The sequence below is a fragment of the Bradyrhizobium sp. CCBAU 65884 genome (assembly GCF_028128835.1).
GTDB classification, from domain to species: Bacteria; Pseudomonadota; Alphaproteobacteria; order Rhizobiales; family Xanthobacteraceae; genus Bradyrhizobium; species Bradyrhizobium ottawaense.
Window position 1 is genome coordinate 223,673 of sequence record NZ_LBJU01000130.1, and the last position, 15,567, is coordinate 239,239.

Annotated in this window: 15 protein-coding genes; 4 read left to right on the top strand and 11 right to left on the bottom strand. The window is 64.5% G+C overall.

Annotated elements, in window-relative coordinates; genetic code table 11:
• Positions 1-46: 46 nt before the first annotated feature.
• The 8 genes from XI03_RS32870 to XI03_RS32905 all read right to left on the bottom strand — a co-directional run bounded on the left by XI03_RS32870 (position 47) and on the right by XI03_RS32905 (position 9,468).
• A complete protein-coding gene (locus tag XI03_RS32870) occupies positions 47-802 on the bottom strand; it encodes an outer membrane lipoprotein carrier protein LolA (protein ID WP_095424570.1) in 756 nt (251 codons plus the stop codon).
• 151 nt (positions 803-953) lie between these two features.
• The gene (locus tag XI03_RS32875) at positions 954-3,431 is read right to left on the bottom strand and encodes a DNA translocase FtsK (protein ID WP_038948671.1); all 2,478 of its coding nucleotides are present in this window, start codon (positions 3,429-3,431) and stop codon (positions 954-956) included.
• A gap of 9 nt (positions 3,432-3,440) precedes the next feature.
• Complete coding sequence (locus XI03_RS32880) at positions 3,441-4,655, bottom strand: aminotransferase class I/II-fold pyridoxal phosphate-dependent enzyme (protein WP_271594414.1); 1,215 nt, start codon at positions 4,653-4,655, stop codon at positions 3,441-3,443.
• A gap of 279 nt (positions 4,656-4,934) precedes the next feature.
• Complete coding sequence (locus XI03_RS32885) at positions 4,935-5,339, bottom strand: GFA family protein (RefSeq protein ID WP_028139359.1); 405 nt, start codon at positions 5,337-5,339, stop codon at positions 4,935-4,937.
• Between the two features lie 218 nt (positions 5,340-5,557).
• A complete protein-coding gene (locus XI03_RS32890) occupies positions 5,558-7,006 on the bottom strand; it encodes an ammonium transporter (RefSeq protein ID WP_271594415.1) in 1,449 nt (482 codons plus the stop codon).
• Between the two features lie 38 nt (positions 7,007-7,044).
• Entirely contained in the window at positions 7,045-7,383 is a 339-nt protein-coding gene (locus XI03_RS32895; RefSeq protein WP_008142813.1) for a P-II family nitrogen regulator, read from the bottom strand.
• A gap of 310 nt (positions 7,384-7,693) precedes the next feature.
• Entirely contained in the window at positions 7,694-8,995 is a 1,302-nt protein-coding gene (locus XI03_RS32900) for an ammonium transporter (RefSeq protein ID WP_271594416.1), read from the bottom strand.
• A gap of 134 nt (positions 8,996-9,129) precedes the next feature.
• Complete coding sequence (locus XI03_RS32905; RefSeq protein WP_018323564.1) at positions 9,130-9,468, bottom strand: P-II family nitrogen regulator; 339 nt, start codon at positions 9,466-9,468, stop codon at positions 9,130-9,132.
• Between the two features lie 238 nt (positions 9,469-9,706).
• Here XI03_RS32905 and XI03_RS32910 point away from each other — a divergent pair, with 238 nt between their 5' ends.
• Both XI03_RS32910 and XI03_RS32915 read left to right on the top strand, forming a co-directional pair.
• Positions 9,707-10,600, top strand: a complete 894-nt coding sequence (locus XI03_RS32910) for a DUF4339 domain-containing protein (RefSeq protein WP_271594417.1) — start codon at positions 9,707-9,709, stop codon at positions 10,598-10,600.
• 32 nt (positions 10,601-10,632) lie between these two features.
• Entirely contained in the window at positions 10,633-11,481 is an 849-nt protein-coding gene (locus XI03_RS32915; protein ID WP_271594418.1) for a DUF4339 domain-containing protein, read from the top strand.
• A 97-nt stretch (positions 11,482-11,578) separates the two neighbouring features.
• Here XI03_RS32915 and tesB read toward each other — a convergent pair whose 3' ends face one another.
• A complete protein-coding gene (gene tesB / locus XI03_RS32920) occupies positions 11,579-12,442 on the bottom strand; it encodes an acyl-CoA thioesterase II (RefSeq protein ID WP_018323567.1) in 864 nt (287 codons plus the stop codon).
• Between the two features lie 129 nt (positions 12,443-12,571).
• Here tesB and XI03_RS32925 point away from each other — a divergent pair, with 129 nt between their 5' ends.
• The gene (locus tag XI03_RS32925) at positions 12,572-13,792 is read left to right on the top strand and encodes a ubiquinone biosynthesis hydroxylase (protein WP_271594419.1); all 1,221 of its coding nucleotides are present in this window, start codon (positions 12,572-12,574) and stop codon (positions 13,790-13,792) included.
• Positions 13,793-13,998: 206 nt separating this feature from the next.
• On the opposite strand, the gene XI03_RS32930 is transcribed toward XI03_RS32925, so the two are convergent.
• Both XI03_RS32930 and XI03_RS32935 read right to left on the bottom strand, forming a co-directional pair.
• Entirely contained in the window at positions 13,999-14,196 is a 198-nt protein-coding gene (locus XI03_RS32930) for a Trm112 family protein (protein ID WP_028139353.1), read from the bottom strand.
• A 124-nt stretch (positions 14,197-14,320) separates the two neighbouring features.
• On the bottom strand, positions 14,321-14,851 hold the full coding sequence (locus XI03_RS32935) for a TetR/AcrR family transcriptional regulator (RefSeq protein WP_271594420.1): 531 nt from the start codon (positions 14,849-14,851) through the stop codon (positions 14,321-14,323).
• Between the two features lie 93 nt (positions 14,852-14,944).
• Here XI03_RS32935 and XI03_RS32940 point away from each other — a divergent pair, with 93 nt between their 5' ends.
• Positions 14,945-15,295 (top strand): hypothetical protein, encoded by a 351-nt coding sequence (locus tag XI03_RS32940; RefSeq protein WP_271594471.1) that lies wholly within the window; start codon positions 14,945-14,947, stop codon positions 15,293-15,295.
• Positions 15,296-15,567: the final 272 nt, after the last annotated feature.

Below are 15,567 nucleotides of genomic sequence, written 5' to 3' on the forward strand. Positions count from 1 at the left end.
GTAGCAGAAGTGGTGGGTTACGCTGCGCTAACCCACCCTACGAGACCTATCCCGGCGCCGGGCCGTAATTGGTGAAATCGATCTTGAACATGCCGGGATCGAGCTTCTTGCTCGAGTCCAGATTGTAGACCGCGATCGTGGTGTCGTAGCCCTGCGGATCGGTGACGGTCCACTGCTTCAACTGGCCGTCCTTGGCGCCGAACATCAGCAGGAGGCGGCTGGTGCCGACCAGCGCCTGCTTCTCCTCGATGGTGACGCTGACGAAGACGTCGTCGGCTGAGACGCCAACGACATTGGTGTCCTTCATCAGGTCGATGCGATCCGACAGCAGGAAACGCAGCGGCGTCTGCGACAGCGGATAGACGTCCTGGGTCGCGAGCTTGCGGTCGCGCACCACCAGCGAGGATCCGTCTGCGACGATGTCGATCGGGCTCGGCGCGTCATATTCGAAGCGCACCTTGCCAGGTTTCTGGATGTAGAAATCGCCTTGCGTCTTGCTGCCGTCGGGACCGACCTGGACGAAATTCCCGACCAGCGTCGACAGCGACGACAAATAGGCACTGACCTTGGCCGCCTGCGCCTTCTGGTTGGCATCGAAGGTCTGGAAGATGCTGCTCGGCACGTTGCGGCGCGGATCCGGGATCACCGGATTCGGCGGCGTCTGAGTCGCTCCGGTGACTGCGGGCCCGCCGGCGGACGCTCCGCCGTCGCGGCCCTTCGGCGCGGGTTTCGGCACCGGGACGTTCTGCGCGAACGAGGACGCCGTCACCATCGCAGCGGTGACGAGAAGCACGCCGGCCACGCGCGCGCCTCGCGCAGCGATGGTGGCAGCGAATCGAATGTCCGGATGTCTGATCAACGCGTCGTCCTAATGTGGCTGGGCGTCTTTTAGCGTGATTTCGGGCAAAAGCAGATAACGATTTCGCGTGAAATGATGTCTGGAGGCGGCTGCCTCACATATGGCTGTCTTCTTCCTCGACCAGAATCTCGCGCTTGCCGGCGTGGTTGGCGGGTCCGACGATGCCTTCCAGTTCCATGCGCTCCATCAAGGATGCGGCGCGGTTATAGCCGATCTGCAGGCGGCGCTGGATGTAGCTGGTCGAGGCCTTGCGGTCGCGTTTGACGATCGCAACGGCCTGCTGGAAGAGGTCGCCGCCGCCATCGCCACCCATGCCGGTGGCGTCGAACACCGCGCCGTCCTCGTCCTCGGTGGGCTCTTCGGCCGTGACGGCCTCGAGATATTCCGGCTGGCCCTGCGTCTTGAGGTGACGCACCACCTTCTCGACTTCCTCGTCGGAGGCGAAAGGTCCGTGCACGCGGCTGATGCGGCCGCCGCCCGCCATGTAGAGCATGTCGCCTTGGCCGAGCAGCTGCTCGGCGCCCATCTCGCCCAAAATGGTGCGGCTGTCGATCTTGGACGTCACCTGGAAAGCGATGCGGGTCGGGAAGTTCGCCTTGATGGTGCCGGTGATGACATCGACCGACGGACGCTGCGTCGCGAGGATCACGTGTAGGCCGGCGGCGCGCGCCATCTGCGCGAGGCGCTGCACCGCGCCTTCGATGTCCTTGCCGGCGACCATCATCAGGTCGGCCATTTCGTCGACGATGATGACGATGTAGGGCAGCGGATCGAGCGAGAGCTTCTCTTCCTCGTAGATCGCCTTGCCGGTTTCCTTGTCGAAGCCGGTATGCACGGTGCGCGTCGGCTCTTCGCCCTTGGCCTTCAATTCGAGCAGGCGCGTGTTGTAGCCGTCGATGTTGCGCACACCGAGCTTGGCCATGTTCTTGTAGCGCTCTTCCATCTCGCGCACGGCCCATTTCAGCGCGACCACCGCCTTCTTCGGGTCGGTCACGACGGGCGTGAGCAGATGGGGAATGCCGTCATAGACGGAGAGTTCGAGCATCTTCGGATCGACCATGATCAGGCGGCACTGGTCCGGGCGCAGCCGGTAGACCAGGCTGAGGATCATGGTGTTGATGGCGACCGATTTGCCGGAGCCGGTGGTGCCGGCGATCAGCATGTGCGGCGTGCGCGCGAGGTCGATGATCACAGGATCGCCGCCGATGGTCTTGCCGAGGCAGAGCGGCAGCTTCGCCACCGTTTCGGTGGCTTCCTTGGCGATCAGCAGCTCGCGCAAATAGACCTTTTCGCGATGCGCGTTCGGCAGCTCGATGCCGATGGCGTTGCGGCCGGGCACCACGGCGACGCGCGCCGACAGCGCACTCATCGACCGCGCGATGTCGTCGGCGAGTCCGATCACGCGCGACGATTTGATGCCGGGCGCCGGCTCCAGCTCGTACAGCGTGACCACGGGGCCCGGATTGGCTTTGACGATTTCGCCGCGCACGCCAAAGTCCTGGAGCACGCCTTCGAGCGAGCGGGAATTGGCTTCCAGCTCGGCCTTGCTGAGCGGCTGGCGATCGCCGGCCTTTGGCGCGGCCAGCACGGAGACGGACGGAAGCTCGAACTTGTCGGAGGATTTCTTGGCAGCAGCCTTCGGGGCAGCCTTCTTGCGCGGGGCGCGCGCGGCGGGCTCCTCCTCTTCCTCCTCGTCTTCTTCCTCTTCCTCGTGCTGATCCTCGTCGTCCTCGTCCTCGGACTGCGGCGAGATCGAGGGCGCGGCGCGGCCGCCGCCCAGATTCGGCTCTTGGCGGCTGAACGCCACGGCCTTGGTCTTCGGGCCGCTTGAGACCAGCGAGCGGTAAGCGGCACCACAGAGCCAGATCAGCCGCGCCTTCGTGCTCATCAGCGCATGGAACAGCCAGCCCAGCGACACCGAGCCCCGATCGTTCTCCTCGTCCTCGTCGAGCGGCTTGTCGTCGTCCTCGATCTCCGAGAGCTCGTCGTCGTGCTCGCGGGCGCCTAGACCGCATGCGATCAGGAAGGTCGCGGCCATCGCGGCGAACAGGATCGTGCCAAGCACCACGCGATAGATCGTGCCGGCCGGCCCGAAAATCACTGCGGGCGCGCGCACGAGCGCATCGCCGACCACGCCGCCGAGGCCGGTCGGCAGCGGCCATGCGCCGCCATGCGGCCAGCAGCTGACGAAGCCTGCGGCGATCACCGTGCAGAGAATCCAGGAGCCGAGCCGCAGCGCCTCGCGGTCGAATGCGCGGTGGGTCATCATGCGCCAGCCCCAGACCGCGACGGTCAGGACCAGCATGATGGCGCCGAGCCCGAGGATCTGCATCGCAAGGTCGGCGCCGATCGCGCCGGCATAACCGAGAATGTTGCGGATCGGCCTCGAGGTCGCGTGGCTCAGGCTGGGGTCCTGCACCGACCAGGTCATCAGCGCTGCCGAGGCAACGCCCGACAACGCGATCAGGCCGAAGCCGGTGAGCTCGCGCACGCGCCGAGCCAGCCCCTCGCGGATCGAGGGCGGCAGATGGCCGACCAGTGGAATGACACGTTCGATTGTCGACATGCTCATGGGCCCCACCTAACCCAGAGTCTCGACCAGCCGGTGCAACGCCTGCGCCGTGGTCTCGCCATCCTGCACCAGCGCCAGGCGAATGTAGCCTGCGCCGGGATTGAAGCCGTCGGGCTGCTGCCGCGCCAAAAAGCTGCCGGGCACCACGCGCACGCCTGCTTCCTTGAACAATTTCAGACACACCGACACGTCGTCTCCGATCTCGGACGTGTTGAGCCAGACGCAGAAGCCGGCATCAGGCCGGCGATAGCCGTAACGATTGCCGATGATCTGGTCGGCGAGATCGAACTTGATCCGGTAGAGCCGGCGGTTCTCCTCGACATGCGCCTCGTCGCCATAGGCAAAGGTCGCGACATGCTGGAGCGGCACCGGCACCTGCGGAGCGGCGATGTTGCGCAGCTCCAGGAACATGCCGATGAATTTCTTATCGCCGGCGGCGAAGCCGACGCGCAGCCCCGGAAGATTTGAGCGCTTCGACAACGACTGGAACGCAGCCACGCGGGTGAAATCGGGGCCGGCGCATTCGAGCGCACTGCCCGGTGCTTCGCGGGTGTAGATCTCCGAATAGCACTCGTCGCTGAGGATCATGAAGCCGTATCGATCGGCGAGGCTCTTCAGGCGCGTGAAGTAGTCACGCGAGGCGACCGAGCCCTGCGGATTTGCGGGCGAGGCCAGATAGAACGCCACCGTGCGTGCCAGCGTCGCCTCATCGATGGCATCGAGGTCAGGCAGGAAGCCGTTCTCGACGGTGGTCGGCAGATAGACCGGCTCGCACGCTGCAGCAGCCGCGCCGGCGCCATAGACCGGATAGAACGGGTTCGGCATCAGGATCGCGGGTTTGCCGGGGCGCGGGCCGACATAACGGACGGCCGCGATCGCGGCGAGGAACAGGCCCTCGCGGCTGCCATTGAGGACGAGAATCTCGCTTTTGGGATCGAGCGGTCGCGGCAGCTTGAAGCGCGACGACAGCCAGGTGCTTGCGGCCTGGCGGAACGGCTCGGTGCCCTGGTTCATCGGATAGCGGCCGAAATCGGCGATGTGCTTGGCCAGCACCGGGCCGACGAAATCAGGCACGGGGTGCTGGGGTTCGCCGACCGCGAGCGAAATCAAGGGCTTGCCGGGTTGATGCGGCGCCAGCAGCTCGTTCAGCCGGACAAAGGGCGAGCGTCCGGTATCGGAGCTTCCACTGGCCTGTGGCGCACGGGATGAAGCGGTCATGACCATTCTGGGCGCCAGCACTCTCGGAACAGCCGGTCGCGCGAAGGCCCCGGCGGGAAGCGGTTCAGTTCACCATAGATAGGGCGAGGTTAAGACGCGATTAACCATCGGCCGCCGCCTCCGTCCAGAGCAGGAATAATGAGGCCGGATAACAACGGGATGCGTGGCACTCCGGGAGCCATGGTCGGGCTTGTCCCGGCCATCCACGGTTTGTTTGCTGCCGCGTCGAAGAACGTGGATGCCCGAGCCAAGCCCGGCCATGACGAGCTTCGCAAGTCGGGCGCCTCAATGCCCCGGAAGCTTCTCGAACGTTGCCATCCCCGCCGGGATCGCATGAAACTCCTGCATGTCGCAGGTGTAGATCGCCATCTGCGGCTGGAATTGCTTTGGCTCGTCCAGCGTGCCGACCTTCAGGATCGCGGCTGGCAGCCCGGGAGCCCTGGTCACCAGATGGGTGCCGCATTCGGCGCAGAATTCGCGCGTGACGGCGCGTTCGAGATCCTTGCGCGTGAACTGCTTGGGCTGCCCCAGGATGTAGCTGAAGCCGGCCACCGGCATCGCGATGAAGGTGTTGGGCGCGCCGCCCGAGATGTACTGGCACTCGCGGCAATGGCACTGGGCCTGCATCATCGGATCACCTTCGGCCACGTAGCGCACTTCGCCGCAATAGCATCCGCCTTCCAAACGCATGACGACCTCCCCGATTATTGTTTCTTGTGGTCGATATTTCTGCGCCGCCGGTGCGGAATGGCAATCCTTTTCTTCGCTGCGAAATCAAAGCACCCCGCCCAAAAAGAAAGGGGCTCCAACTTGCGCTGGAGCCCCTCAACGGTCAGGGCATTGCCGGGTATGTGCCCGAACCGTAGTTCTGAGCGCGATCTCCGGGGAGACCGCGCCCGGGAGGAGACTTACATGTTGTAGGCGCGCTCGGTGTGCTCGGTGATGTCGAGGCCTTCACGCTCGCTCTCGACGTTGGTCCGCAGGCCAACGATCACGTCGACGACCTTGTAGAGGATCGCCGAGCCGATGCCCGACCACACCAGCGTGGTGCCGACGCCCCAGAGCTGGGCGATCATCTGCGCCGCGAAGTCGTAGTCGCCGACCTTCGGCGGGATCGCGGTGTAGTCCATGACGCCAGCGCCACCCAGAGCCGGGTTGACGAGGATGCCGGTACCGAGAGCGCCGACGATGCCGCCGACGCAGTGCACGCCGAACACGTCGAGGCTGTCATCGTAGCCGAGCGCGTTCTTCACGACGGTGCAGAAGAACAGGCAGACCACGCCGACGATGAGACCGAGGACGATCGCGCCCATGACGCCGGAGTAGCCGGCCGCAGGGGTGACCGCCACGAGACCAGCGACCGCGCCGGAGATGACGCCCAGCACCGACGGATGACCCTTGATGATCCACTCCGCGAACATCCACGACAGCGCGGCGGCTGCGGTGGCGACGAAGGAGTTGGTCATGGCGAGCGCAGCGCCGCCGTTGGCTTCCAGGTTGGAGCCGGCGTTGAAGCCGAACCAGCCGACCCAGAGCAGCGAGGCGCCGATCATCGACATGGTCAGCGAGTGGGGAGCCATCAGCTCCTTGCCGTAGCCGACGCGCTTGCCGATCAGGAGAGCGCCGACGAGACCTGCGATGCCGGCGTTGATGTGCACCACGGTGCCGCCCGCGAAGTCGATCGCGTCCTTCTTGAAGATCCAGCCTGCGTCGGCCTTGATCTCGGCGAGCTTGGCCTCGGCCGCGGTCTTGGCCGCCGCGTCAGTGGCGGCTGCGAGCGCCTTGGCCGCATCCTGGATCAGGTCCGGACCCTGCCAGTACCAGACCATGTGCGCGATCGGGAAGTAGATCAGCGTGACCCAGAGCGGGATGAACAGAGCGATCGCCGAGAACTTCATGCGCTCGGCGAAGGCACCGACGATGAGGGCGGGCGTGATCGCCGCGAAGGTCATCTGGAAGCACACATAGATGAGCTCCGAGATGTTGGCGTCGACCGAGAAGGTCGCGGCCTTCGTATCGGTGGTGACGCCCATCATGAAGGCCTTGGAGAAGCCGCCGATGAAGTCGGAACCGCCGGTGAAGGTGAGGCTGTAGCCGTACACGGCCCAGATCACGGTGACGACGCAGACGGTGTAGAACACCTGCATCAGGACGGAGAGCATGTTCTTGGAGCGGACGAGACCGCCGTAGAACAGCGCGAGGCCGGGGATGGTCATCAACAGCACCAGCACTGTCGATGTCAGCATCCAGGCGTTGTCTCCCTTGTTGACCGTTGGCTCGGCGTAGGCTGCGGTCGCAGCGAACAGGCCGACTGCGAGAGCCGCCAATCCCGCGCCATAGGGACGCTTGAACGTCATATTATTCACTCCTGATTGGATAAAGGTTGAGCGCGAAATCAAAGGGCCGCGGCATCGGCCTCGCCGGTGCGGATGCGCACCGCGTGGTCGAGGTTGATGACGAAGATCTTGCCGTCGCCGATCTGTCCGGTTTTCGCGGCGGACGTGATGGCGTCGATGGTCTTGTCGACCTGGTCGGAGGCGACAGCGACCTCGATCTTGATCTTGGGCAGGAAGCTCACGGCATATTCGGCGCCGCGATAGATTTCCGTATGGCCCTTCTGGCGGCCATATCCCTTGACTTCCGTCACCGTGAGACCGTGAACGCCGATGGCGGTCAGGGCGTCACGGACTTCTTCCAGCTTGAATGGCTTGATAATCGCCATAACAATTTTCATGGGTCCTATCCCCGCTTGGGCCCGGTCCGGACGTGGCCGGGCGTTCTCGACTGGTTCGCCACGAGGGAGAAAGTTCACTACGCGGGCACAGCCTGGACCCATAGAATCAAATGCCGTGCCAGATCGGGCGCGGTGCCTAACGGACTATGAAAACGGGTGTTTTCGCGGTGGACGGGTATTGCGGTGCAGTGCGCTATTCCGTCGCGCCCAAAACGTGGTCAGGCCTGCTCAAAATGCGTGCATGACAGGCTGCCGACACAATATTGCTCATGCGTCGGGCAGCTCAGAGGTAATTACGTAGCGCCGCCGCTTATTGCAGGGCTTCGCCGTGCTGCGAAATATCGAGCCCCTCGAGCTCGTGCTCACGGGATACGCGCAAGGGCACGAACAGGCCGACCAGCTTGAGCAGGATGAAGCTCACGCCAGCCGACCAGACGAAGGTGACGGCGACGCCATAGAACTGGATCAGGACCTGCTGCGGGTGACCCTCCAGCAGGCCGGCGGTGCCGCCGATGGCGCTGGTTGCAAACACGCCGGCGAGCAGGGTCCCGGTCAGGCCGCCGATGCCGTGGACGCCGAACACGTCGAGCGAATCGTCATAGTTGAAGCGGTGCTTCAGCCAGGTGCAGGCCCAATAGCAAATCGCACCGGCAATGATGCCGATGACGATGCCGTGCCAGGGCGCCACGAATCCGGAGGCCGGCGTGATGGTGCCGAGCCCGGCAACCGCGCCGGAGATCATGCCGAGCACGGAGGGCTTGCGCCGTGTCGACCATTCGATCGCGCCCCAGGTCAGCGCACCGGCGCAGGCGGCAAGATGGGTGGCGATGATCGCCATCACCGCGCGTGAATTGGCCGCGCCCGCCGAGCCGCCGTTGAAGCCGAACCAGCCGACCCACAACAGGCCGGTGCCCATCACCGCGAGCGAAAGATCGAACGGCGAGAGATTTTCGGAGCCGTAGCCGTGACGGCGCCCCATCACCTTGGCGGCGACGAGGCCAGCGGTGCCGGCCGACAGATGCACCACGAGGCCGCCGGCGAAATCCAAGACGCCCATGCTATTGAGGAAGCCGCCGCCCCACACCCAATGCGCCAGCGGAATGTAGACGAAGATGAACCAGGCGACGGAGAACAGGAGATAGGCGGAGAACCGCATCCGGTCGGCGACCGAGCCCGCGACCAGCGCCACCGTGATGATGGCAAACGTCATCTGGTACAGCATGAACAGCGATTCCGGAATGGACTTCGCCGCCGGGTTGACGCTGTCCATGGTCATGCCGGCGAGAAACCAGCGGTCGAGCGTGCCGATCCACGGGCCGTCGCCAACGAAGCACAGCGAATAGCCGAACGCGACCCAGAGAATGGAGATGATCGTCACCGCGGCGAGGCTTTGCGCCATGGTGGCGAGCACGTTCTTCTTGCGCACCATGCCGGAATAGAACAGCGCGAGCCCCGGGATCGTCATCATCAGCACCAGCGCGGTGGCGACGATCATCCAGGCGGTGTCAGCGGTGTTGATCTCGGAGGCCGCGGCGCGCGCCGGCGAAGCCATGATCGACACAAGTCCGATCGGCGCAGCCATGGCAGCTGCGCGGCGCAAATATCCCGCCATGTCGTTCCCCCCAGCATAGAACTACGTCGCACGCTGTGGCGTCTTTGCCCGGCGCGATCGAAGAAGATGTATCAGGGCGTTTTCGAGCGAAGCGGATACCGCTTCGCGCCGGGAAAACGCGTCAAAACAAAGATCTAGAGCGCGTCGCTGTCGGTTTCGCCGGTACGGATGCGCAGCGCGTGGTCGATCGGCGTGACGAAGATCTTGCCGTCGCCGATCTGCCCGGTGCGCGCGGTCGAGGTGATCACGGCGACCGCCTTGTCGGCGACGTCGGAGGCGACCGCGATCTCGATGCGCAGCTTCGGGAGGAAGTTCACGACATATTCGGCGCCGCGATAGATCTCGGTGTGGCCCTTCTGCCGGCCATAACCCTTCACCTCGGTCACGGTCATGCCGTGGACGCCGATCGCCGTCAGGGCCTGGCGGACCTCATCGAGCTTGAAGGGTTTGATGATCGCGACGACGAGTTTCATGGTCAGGCCTATTCCCCGGGATGCGCCGCGCCGTATGTCCCCGGCGCAGCGTCAATCTGGCATCTTTCCGGGCAAATGGCATAAAAAAGTTGCAGACTGAAGCGGAAAAACGTCTGGCCATGTGAACGGCCGCCTCTGTACAGGGCAGCCGTTCATCCTTCACAATGCATTTTTGGCATGGATGCGGTGAACCCAAGCGTCCCGGCCGGTACAAACGTATGTTTGAGGGGGACGCTTCATGGCGAGTTGGTTCTACGCATCCGAGGGCAAGCAGCAGGGGCCCTTTCCGGAAGGGCAATTCCGCGATCTCGTCGCCCAGGGCGTCGTGCGCCCGGATACGCTGGTGTGGTCCGAGGGCATGGCCGGCTGGCAGAAGGCTGTCGAAATTCCCGGCCTGATCGGCGGCGGCGGTGCGCCCCCGGTGATCCCGGCCGGCGGCCCGCCGATGATGGGCTCCGGTGGCTATGCCGGCGGCGGAGGCGGAGGGGCGCTGTCGGTCGATTTCAGCATTCTCGAGTTCACCTGGCGCACGCTCGTGCTCGTGATCGGCTCCTGCTTCGTCATCCCGGTGCCGTGGCTGTTCGTCTGGTACACGAAATGGATCGTGCCCTGCATCAAGGTTCCCGGACGGCCCAATCTCAGCTTCACCGGCAACGCGATGACACTGGTGCCCTGGTTCTTCGGCTTCATCGTTCTGGCGATCGCGCTCGGCTTCGTCGGCAGCCAGCTGCTCTCCAATCTGCTGTTCATCGTCCAGATCGTGCTCTACTGGCTGCTGATCAAATGGATGATCGCAAACCTTGCTTCCAACGGGCAGCCGCTCGCTCTCAGCTTTACCGGTTCGGTCTGGGCGTATATCGGCTGGAACCTGCTGTTTGCGATCTCCATCATCACCATCATCGGTTGGGCCTGGGTTGCCGCGGCCCAGATGCGCTGGTTCTGCCGCAGCATCGAAGGCACGCGGCGCGAGATCGTGTTCAAGGGCAGCGGTCTCGACATCCTCTGGCGCGGCATCGTGGCTGCGATCCTGTGCAGCCTGATCATCCCGATTCCGTGGGTGTATCGCTGGATCATGAACTGGTTCGCGTCGCAGACCGAGCTCGCTCCGCGGGGCGCGCAGTCGCGCATGTAACGGCTGCTGGCTTTCGGTAGCGAGCAGCCAGGATGTCCAATCGAATCTGGTTTCACGCATCTGAAGGCCAGCAGAAGGGTCCGTTTCCGGAGGCGCAGTTTCGCGATCTGATCGCGCGGGGAATCGTGCGATCGGATACGCTGGTCTGGGCCGAGGGGATGACCGGCTGGCAGAAGGCCGGCGCGGTCCCCGGTCTCGTGCCCGGCGCATCACCGGCGGTGGCTTCGAGCGGCGACGCGCGAGGCCGGCTGTCGGTGGACCTGCCGCTGTGGCCGTTCCTGGGATGGTGCATCCTGCTGGTGGTCGGCAACGCCGTCGTGGTGCCGGCTCCCTGGATCGCCACCGTCTACTACCGCTGGCTCTTCCCGCGCGTCCACGTTCCGCAGCGGCCGAACATCGGCTTCACCGGACAGGTCGGCGATATCTGGTACGTCTTCGTCGCGCTTGCGCTGGCGGGCTATGTGGGTCTCGTCCACGACCTCTTTCAGCTTGCGACGATTCCGCTCCAGGCCTTCCTGTCCTGGATGGTCATGCGCTGGGTGGTTGCCAATCTCAGCTCGAACGGTCAGCCGATTCCGATGACGTTCGACGGGAGCCCCTGGGCCTTCATCGGCTGGCAGCTCCTGATGTTTCTCGCCATGTTCACGATCATCGGCTGGGCCTGGGTCATGGCCGCATGGATGCGCTGGATTTGCCGAAACATCGTGGGAACGCGGCGCGAGGTGATATTCGTCGCCACGGGCCTTCAGCTATTGTGGCGAACCCTCGCATTCGGTTTCGGCTGCCTTCTGATCATTCCGATCCCGTGGCTGCTGCGCTGGTACTTCACGTGGACCATGACGCAATTCGAGCTCGTCGAGCGCAGGACAGCGGCAGCCTAAAGCGCGATGATATCTCGATGAATCGCCATCGCGCTTTCGTTTGTTGTTTGCGCATGATCTTTCCGGAAAACCGCTTCGCACTTTTCCGGATCATGCTTTAGGACTTCCGTTCGCGCACGGAGCCTTCCTGCGCGACGGAGGCGACCAGCGTCCCGTCCGGCTTGAAGATCGAGCCGCGGGTCAGGCCGCGGCCGCCGCGCGCGCTCGGCGAATCCTGTGCGTAGAGCAGCCATTCGTCGGCGCGGAACGGGCGGTGAAACCACATCGCATGGTCGAGGCTGGCGGGCATCATGCGCTTGTCGAACAGCGTGCGGCCATAGCGAGCCATGATCGCATCCAGCAGCGAGAAGTCCGAGGCGTAGGCGAGCGCGCACATGTGCAGCGCTGGATCGTCGGGCAGCTTCGCGGCGGTCTTGATCCAGACGTGAATGCGGCCGTCGTCGATCTTCTGGCCGAAATAACGGCCGAGCTCGACAGGACGCAGCTCGATCGGACGATCGGATTCATAGTAGCGGCGGATGAACTCCGGCATCTCCTTGAACATCGGCTGCTTCGCCACCTCCTCCGCCGTGAGCTTCTCCGGCGGCGGCACGTCGGGCATCTTGTCCTGATGGTCGAACGCACTCTCCTCTTCGGCGTGGAACGACACCATGATCGAGAAGATCGCGTTGCCGTGCTGGATCGCGGTGACGCGGCGGGTCGAATAGCTCTTGCCGTCGCGCAGGCGTTCGACCTGGTAGATGATCGGGATCTGCGGATCGCCCGGCAGGACGAAATAGCAATGCAGCGAATGCGGCAGCCGGCCCTCGACCGTGCGGCAGGCCGCGACCATCGCCTGCCCGATCACCTGGCCGCCGAACACCCGCTGCCAGCTGGTCTTCGGGCTGTTGCCGCGGAACAGATTCACCTCGAGTTGCTCGAGATCGAGGATCGAAATGAGGTCGATCAGGCTTTTGGACATGGAGTGAGCTTTCTCGCCGTCGTTCCGGGGCGGATGGTCCACAATGGGCCGTTCCGCCCTTGTTTCACCGCACTGTTTCGCCCACCTCAAGTCTGCTAGCAAGACCAGGATTTGATCGGGAATTTGGGTATGTCGGTACAGGGTAGCATTGTCATTGGTGGCGGCGCGTTTGCAGGGCTTGCGCTGGCCCTGGCGCTGCGACAGGGGCTCGGGCCCGAGATTCCCGTCATCGTCGCCGATCCCGCGCTCGCCACCCGGCCAAGCCGCGACCCCCGCGCCACCGCCATTGTGGCCGCCTGCCGCCGCCTGTTCGAGGCGATCGGCGCCTGGGACGACGTCAGGAGCGAAGCGCAGCCGATCCTCGACATGGTCGTCACCGATTCCAAGCTGGAGGATGCCACCCGTCCGGTCTTCCTCAATTTTGCCGGCGATGTCGCGCCGGGCGAGCCCTTCGCGCATATGGTCGAGAACCGCCGCTTGATCGATGCGCTGGTGGTGCGTGCCGAGGCCGAGGGCATCGATCTGCGCGCCACCACGGTCGCATCCTACGATGCGCGCACCGAAGGCATCGACGTGACGCTCGGGGACGGCAGCGTCATCGCGGCCAGCCTGCTGGTTGCCGCCGATGGCGCAAGGTCAAAGCTGCGCGAGCGCGCCGGCATCGCCACCCATGGCTGGGAGTATGACCAATCCGGCATCGTCGTCACGGTCGGCCATGAGCGCGATCACGAGGGCCGCGCCGAAGAGCATTTTTTGCCGGCGGGCCCGTTCGCGATCCTGCCGCTGTCGGGAAAGCGCTCGTCGCTGGTATGGACCGAGCGGCGAGCTGAGGCCGCGCGGATCATTGCTCTCAGCGACGAAGAGTTTCACGCCGAGCTCGAGCAGCGTTTCGGCCTGCATCTCGGCGAAGTGAAGGCGCTCGACAAGCCGCGCGCCTTTCCGCTGTCCTATTTCGTCGCGCGCTCCTTCATCGCCACCCGCCTCGCGCTGGTCGGCGATGCCGCCCATGTCATCCACCCCATTGCGGGCCAGGGCCTCAACATGGGCCTGAAGGATGTCGCGGCGCTGGCCGAGGTCGTGGTCGATGCCGCGCGGCTCGGCATGGATCTCGGCGCCGCCGACGTGCTCGAGCGCTACCAACGCTGGCGCCGTTTCGACACCATGGCGATGGGCGTTGCCACCAACTCGCTGAACTTCCTGTTCTCCAACCAGTCGACGCTGCTGCGCACCGTCCGCGACATCGGCCTCGGCCTCGTCGATCGCGCCCCGCCGCTGAAGAACCTCTTCATCCGCCAGGCCGCGGGATTGACGGGCGAGGTGCCGCGGCTGCTGAAGGGCGAGGCGTTGTAAGGGGCGCTGGCGCTAATCTCCGCTGTCGTCCCGGACAAGCGAAGCGCAGATCCGGGACCCATAACCACAGGGAGTGGTTTGGCGAAGACTCGGAGTTGTCACTTCGCTCCGCAACCGCTCCCTGTGGTTATGGTTCCCCGCGTTCGCGAGGACGACACCGAGTGTGTTGCGCGGTCATCGCGCAACAACGGGCTACCCGACCATCATCAATCGATCTTGCGCGCCTCTTCCGGCAGCATGATCGGGATGCCGTCACGGATCGGATAAGCCAGCTTGGCGCTGCGCGAGATCAGCTCCTGCTTTGCAGAATCGAACTCCAGCGGGCCCTTGGTCAGCGGGCAGACGAGAATTTCCAGCAGTTTGGGATCGACGCTGGCTTCAGGACGTTCGGTGGACGCGTTCATTGGAGTCTCCGGCAATCGGTTGCCTCTAGCACAGAAATCCGCGCCCGCCCATCGCGGCTGCCAAAGCGTTTTCCGGCGCAGTAGGTTACCGGTTGCGCAAAGAAAACGCGTCAAGATAAGAAATCTACGCGGAGACCATCGTCAAGACCTCGTCGAGCAGGGACTGCAGCCGTGCTGCCGGCACCGGCGCGCCTGACAGGGCGAAGCCGAGGAATGTCCAATACAGGATCTGCGCCCGGGCCTGCGCGGTTGCCGGGGTGAGCCCGCGTTTTTCCAGCAGCCCCTCGATATAGTCGAGCCGGCGGCGGTCGATCGCGCGCACGGCCCCTTGCGCGGCCGCATCGAAGGCCGCCCAATTGCGCACCGCGCGTTCGAGCTCGAGCCGCGCACCGAACGACCTCCGTAGCAGCGCCTTGAGCGGGTCGTCGCCGGCGGCTTCGACGTCTGCGATGATCTGCTCGGCCGCGATCTCGCGCCAGCGCTTCAGCACGGTGGCCTGGAACGCGCCGAGATCGGCGAAATGCCAATAGAAGCTGCCGCGCGACACGCCCATGGATTTTGCCAGCGGATCGGCCTTGAGCGCGGTGAAGCCGCTTTTGGCGAGCGCCTTGAGACCTTCCTTGATCCAGTCGTCGGCGGAGAGCTTTTCGGTCATGTCGGGTTCCCGGGGGCCAACCATACACTAGTGTATTGACAGGCCGCAGGCCAGCGCCTACGTCTCCATACATAACTGTATGGAGAGATGATGATGCGTGATTTCCTGCTGGAATGCGCCGGCCTCGCCACCATCGCCGTAGCCCTCATTCATGGCGTCCTCGGCGAGACCAAGGTCTTCGCCCGTGCCCGCATCGAGCCGGAACGGCTCCGCACCCTGATCCGCCTGGTCTGGCAGACTTCGACCGTGGCGTGGATCGGCGGCGGCGTGTTGCTGCTCGCGACTCCCTGGATGGCGTCCGAGTCGGCGCGGCACTGGATCGTCATCACGCTCGCCTGCGTGCTCGGCTTCGCCGCCTTCGCCAATGCCTGGGCCACGCGAGGCCGGCATTTCGGCTGGATGGCGCTCAGCGCCGTCGTGGCGATGACGGTCGCCGGCTACTGAGCGTCGACGAGCGACGCATGGATGCGTCCCGGCGGAGGCGAAAGCGGCATGGGCTTTGCCGTCAGCCAGGGCGTGCGCGGACGTCTGCGCTGGGCGGACTGGCTGCAGCGCCACTCACCGGGAATGCGAAGTGCGGCCTAGCGCAATTGGCGAAGTCGGCCGTTCATCCCGGCCGTGAGGCGTAAGGCCGCAGCGCCACTGCGAATGCGGGCTGCCTGCGGACAGCACTGATCTTTTGCCGGTCGTTAGAAGAACTCTAAATCCAATTGGCC

What these genes read in the sequence shown, in the direction of transcription:
- tesB (WP_018323567.1), bottom strand. Translation starts at nt 12,442, where the DNA reads ATGTCCAAAAGCCTGATCGACCTCATTTCGATCCTCGATCTCGAGCAA.
- XI03_RS32875 (WP_038948671.1), bottom strand. Translation starts at nt 3,431, where the DNA reads ATGAGCATGTCGACAATCGAACGTGTCATTCCACTGGTCGGCCATCTG.
- XI03_RS32925 (WP_271594419.1), top strand. Translation starts at nt 12,572, where the DNA reads ATGTCGGTACAGGGTAGCATTGTCATTGGTGGCGGCGCGTTTGCAGGG.
- XI03_RS32885 (WP_028139359.1), bottom strand. Translation starts at nt 5,339, where the DNA reads ATGCGTTTGGAAGGCGGATGCTATTGCGGCGAAGTGCGCTACGTGGCC.
- XI03_RS32930 (WP_028139353.1), bottom strand. Translation starts at nt 14,196, where the DNA reads ATGAACGCGTCCACCGAACGTCCTGAAGCCAGCGTCGATCCCAAACTG.
- XI03_RS32900 (WP_271594416.1), bottom strand. Translation starts at nt 8,995, where the DNA reads ATGGCGGGATATTTGCGCCGCGCAGCTGCCATGGCTGCGCCGATCGGA.
- XI03_RS32940 (WP_271594471.1), top strand. Translation starts at nt 14,945, where the DNA reads ATGCGTGATTTCCTGCTGGAATGCGCCGGCCTCGCCACCATCGCCGTA.
- XI03_RS32910 (WP_271594417.1), top strand. Translation starts at nt 9,707, where the DNA reads ATGGCGAGTTGGTTCTACGCATCCGAGGGCAAGCAGCAGGGGCCCTTT.
- XI03_RS32890 (WP_271594415.1), bottom strand. Translation starts at nt 7,006, where the DNA reads ATGACGTTCAAGCGTCCCTATGGCGCGGGATTGGCGGCTCTCGCAGTC.
- XI03_RS32895 (WP_008142813.1), bottom strand. Translation starts at nt 7,383, where the DNA reads ATGAAAATTGTTATGGCGATTATCAAGCCATTCAAGCTGGAAGAAGTC.
- XI03_RS32880 (WP_271594414.1), bottom strand. Translation starts at nt 4,655, where the DNA reads ATGGTCATGACCGCTTCATCCCGTGCGCCACAGGCCAGTGGAAGCTCC.
- XI03_RS32915 (WP_271594418.1), top strand. Translation starts at nt 10,633, where the DNA reads ATGTCCAATCGAATCTGGTTTCACGCATCTGAAGGCCAGCAGAAGGGT.
- XI03_RS32905 (WP_018323564.1), bottom strand. Translation starts at nt 9,468, where the DNA reads ATGAAACTCGTCGTCGCGATCATCAAACCCTTCAAGCTCGATGAGGTC.
- XI03_RS32935 (WP_271594420.1), bottom strand. Translation starts at nt 14,851, where the DNA reads ATGACCGAAAAGCTCTCCGCCGACGACTGGATCAAGGAAGGTCTCAAG.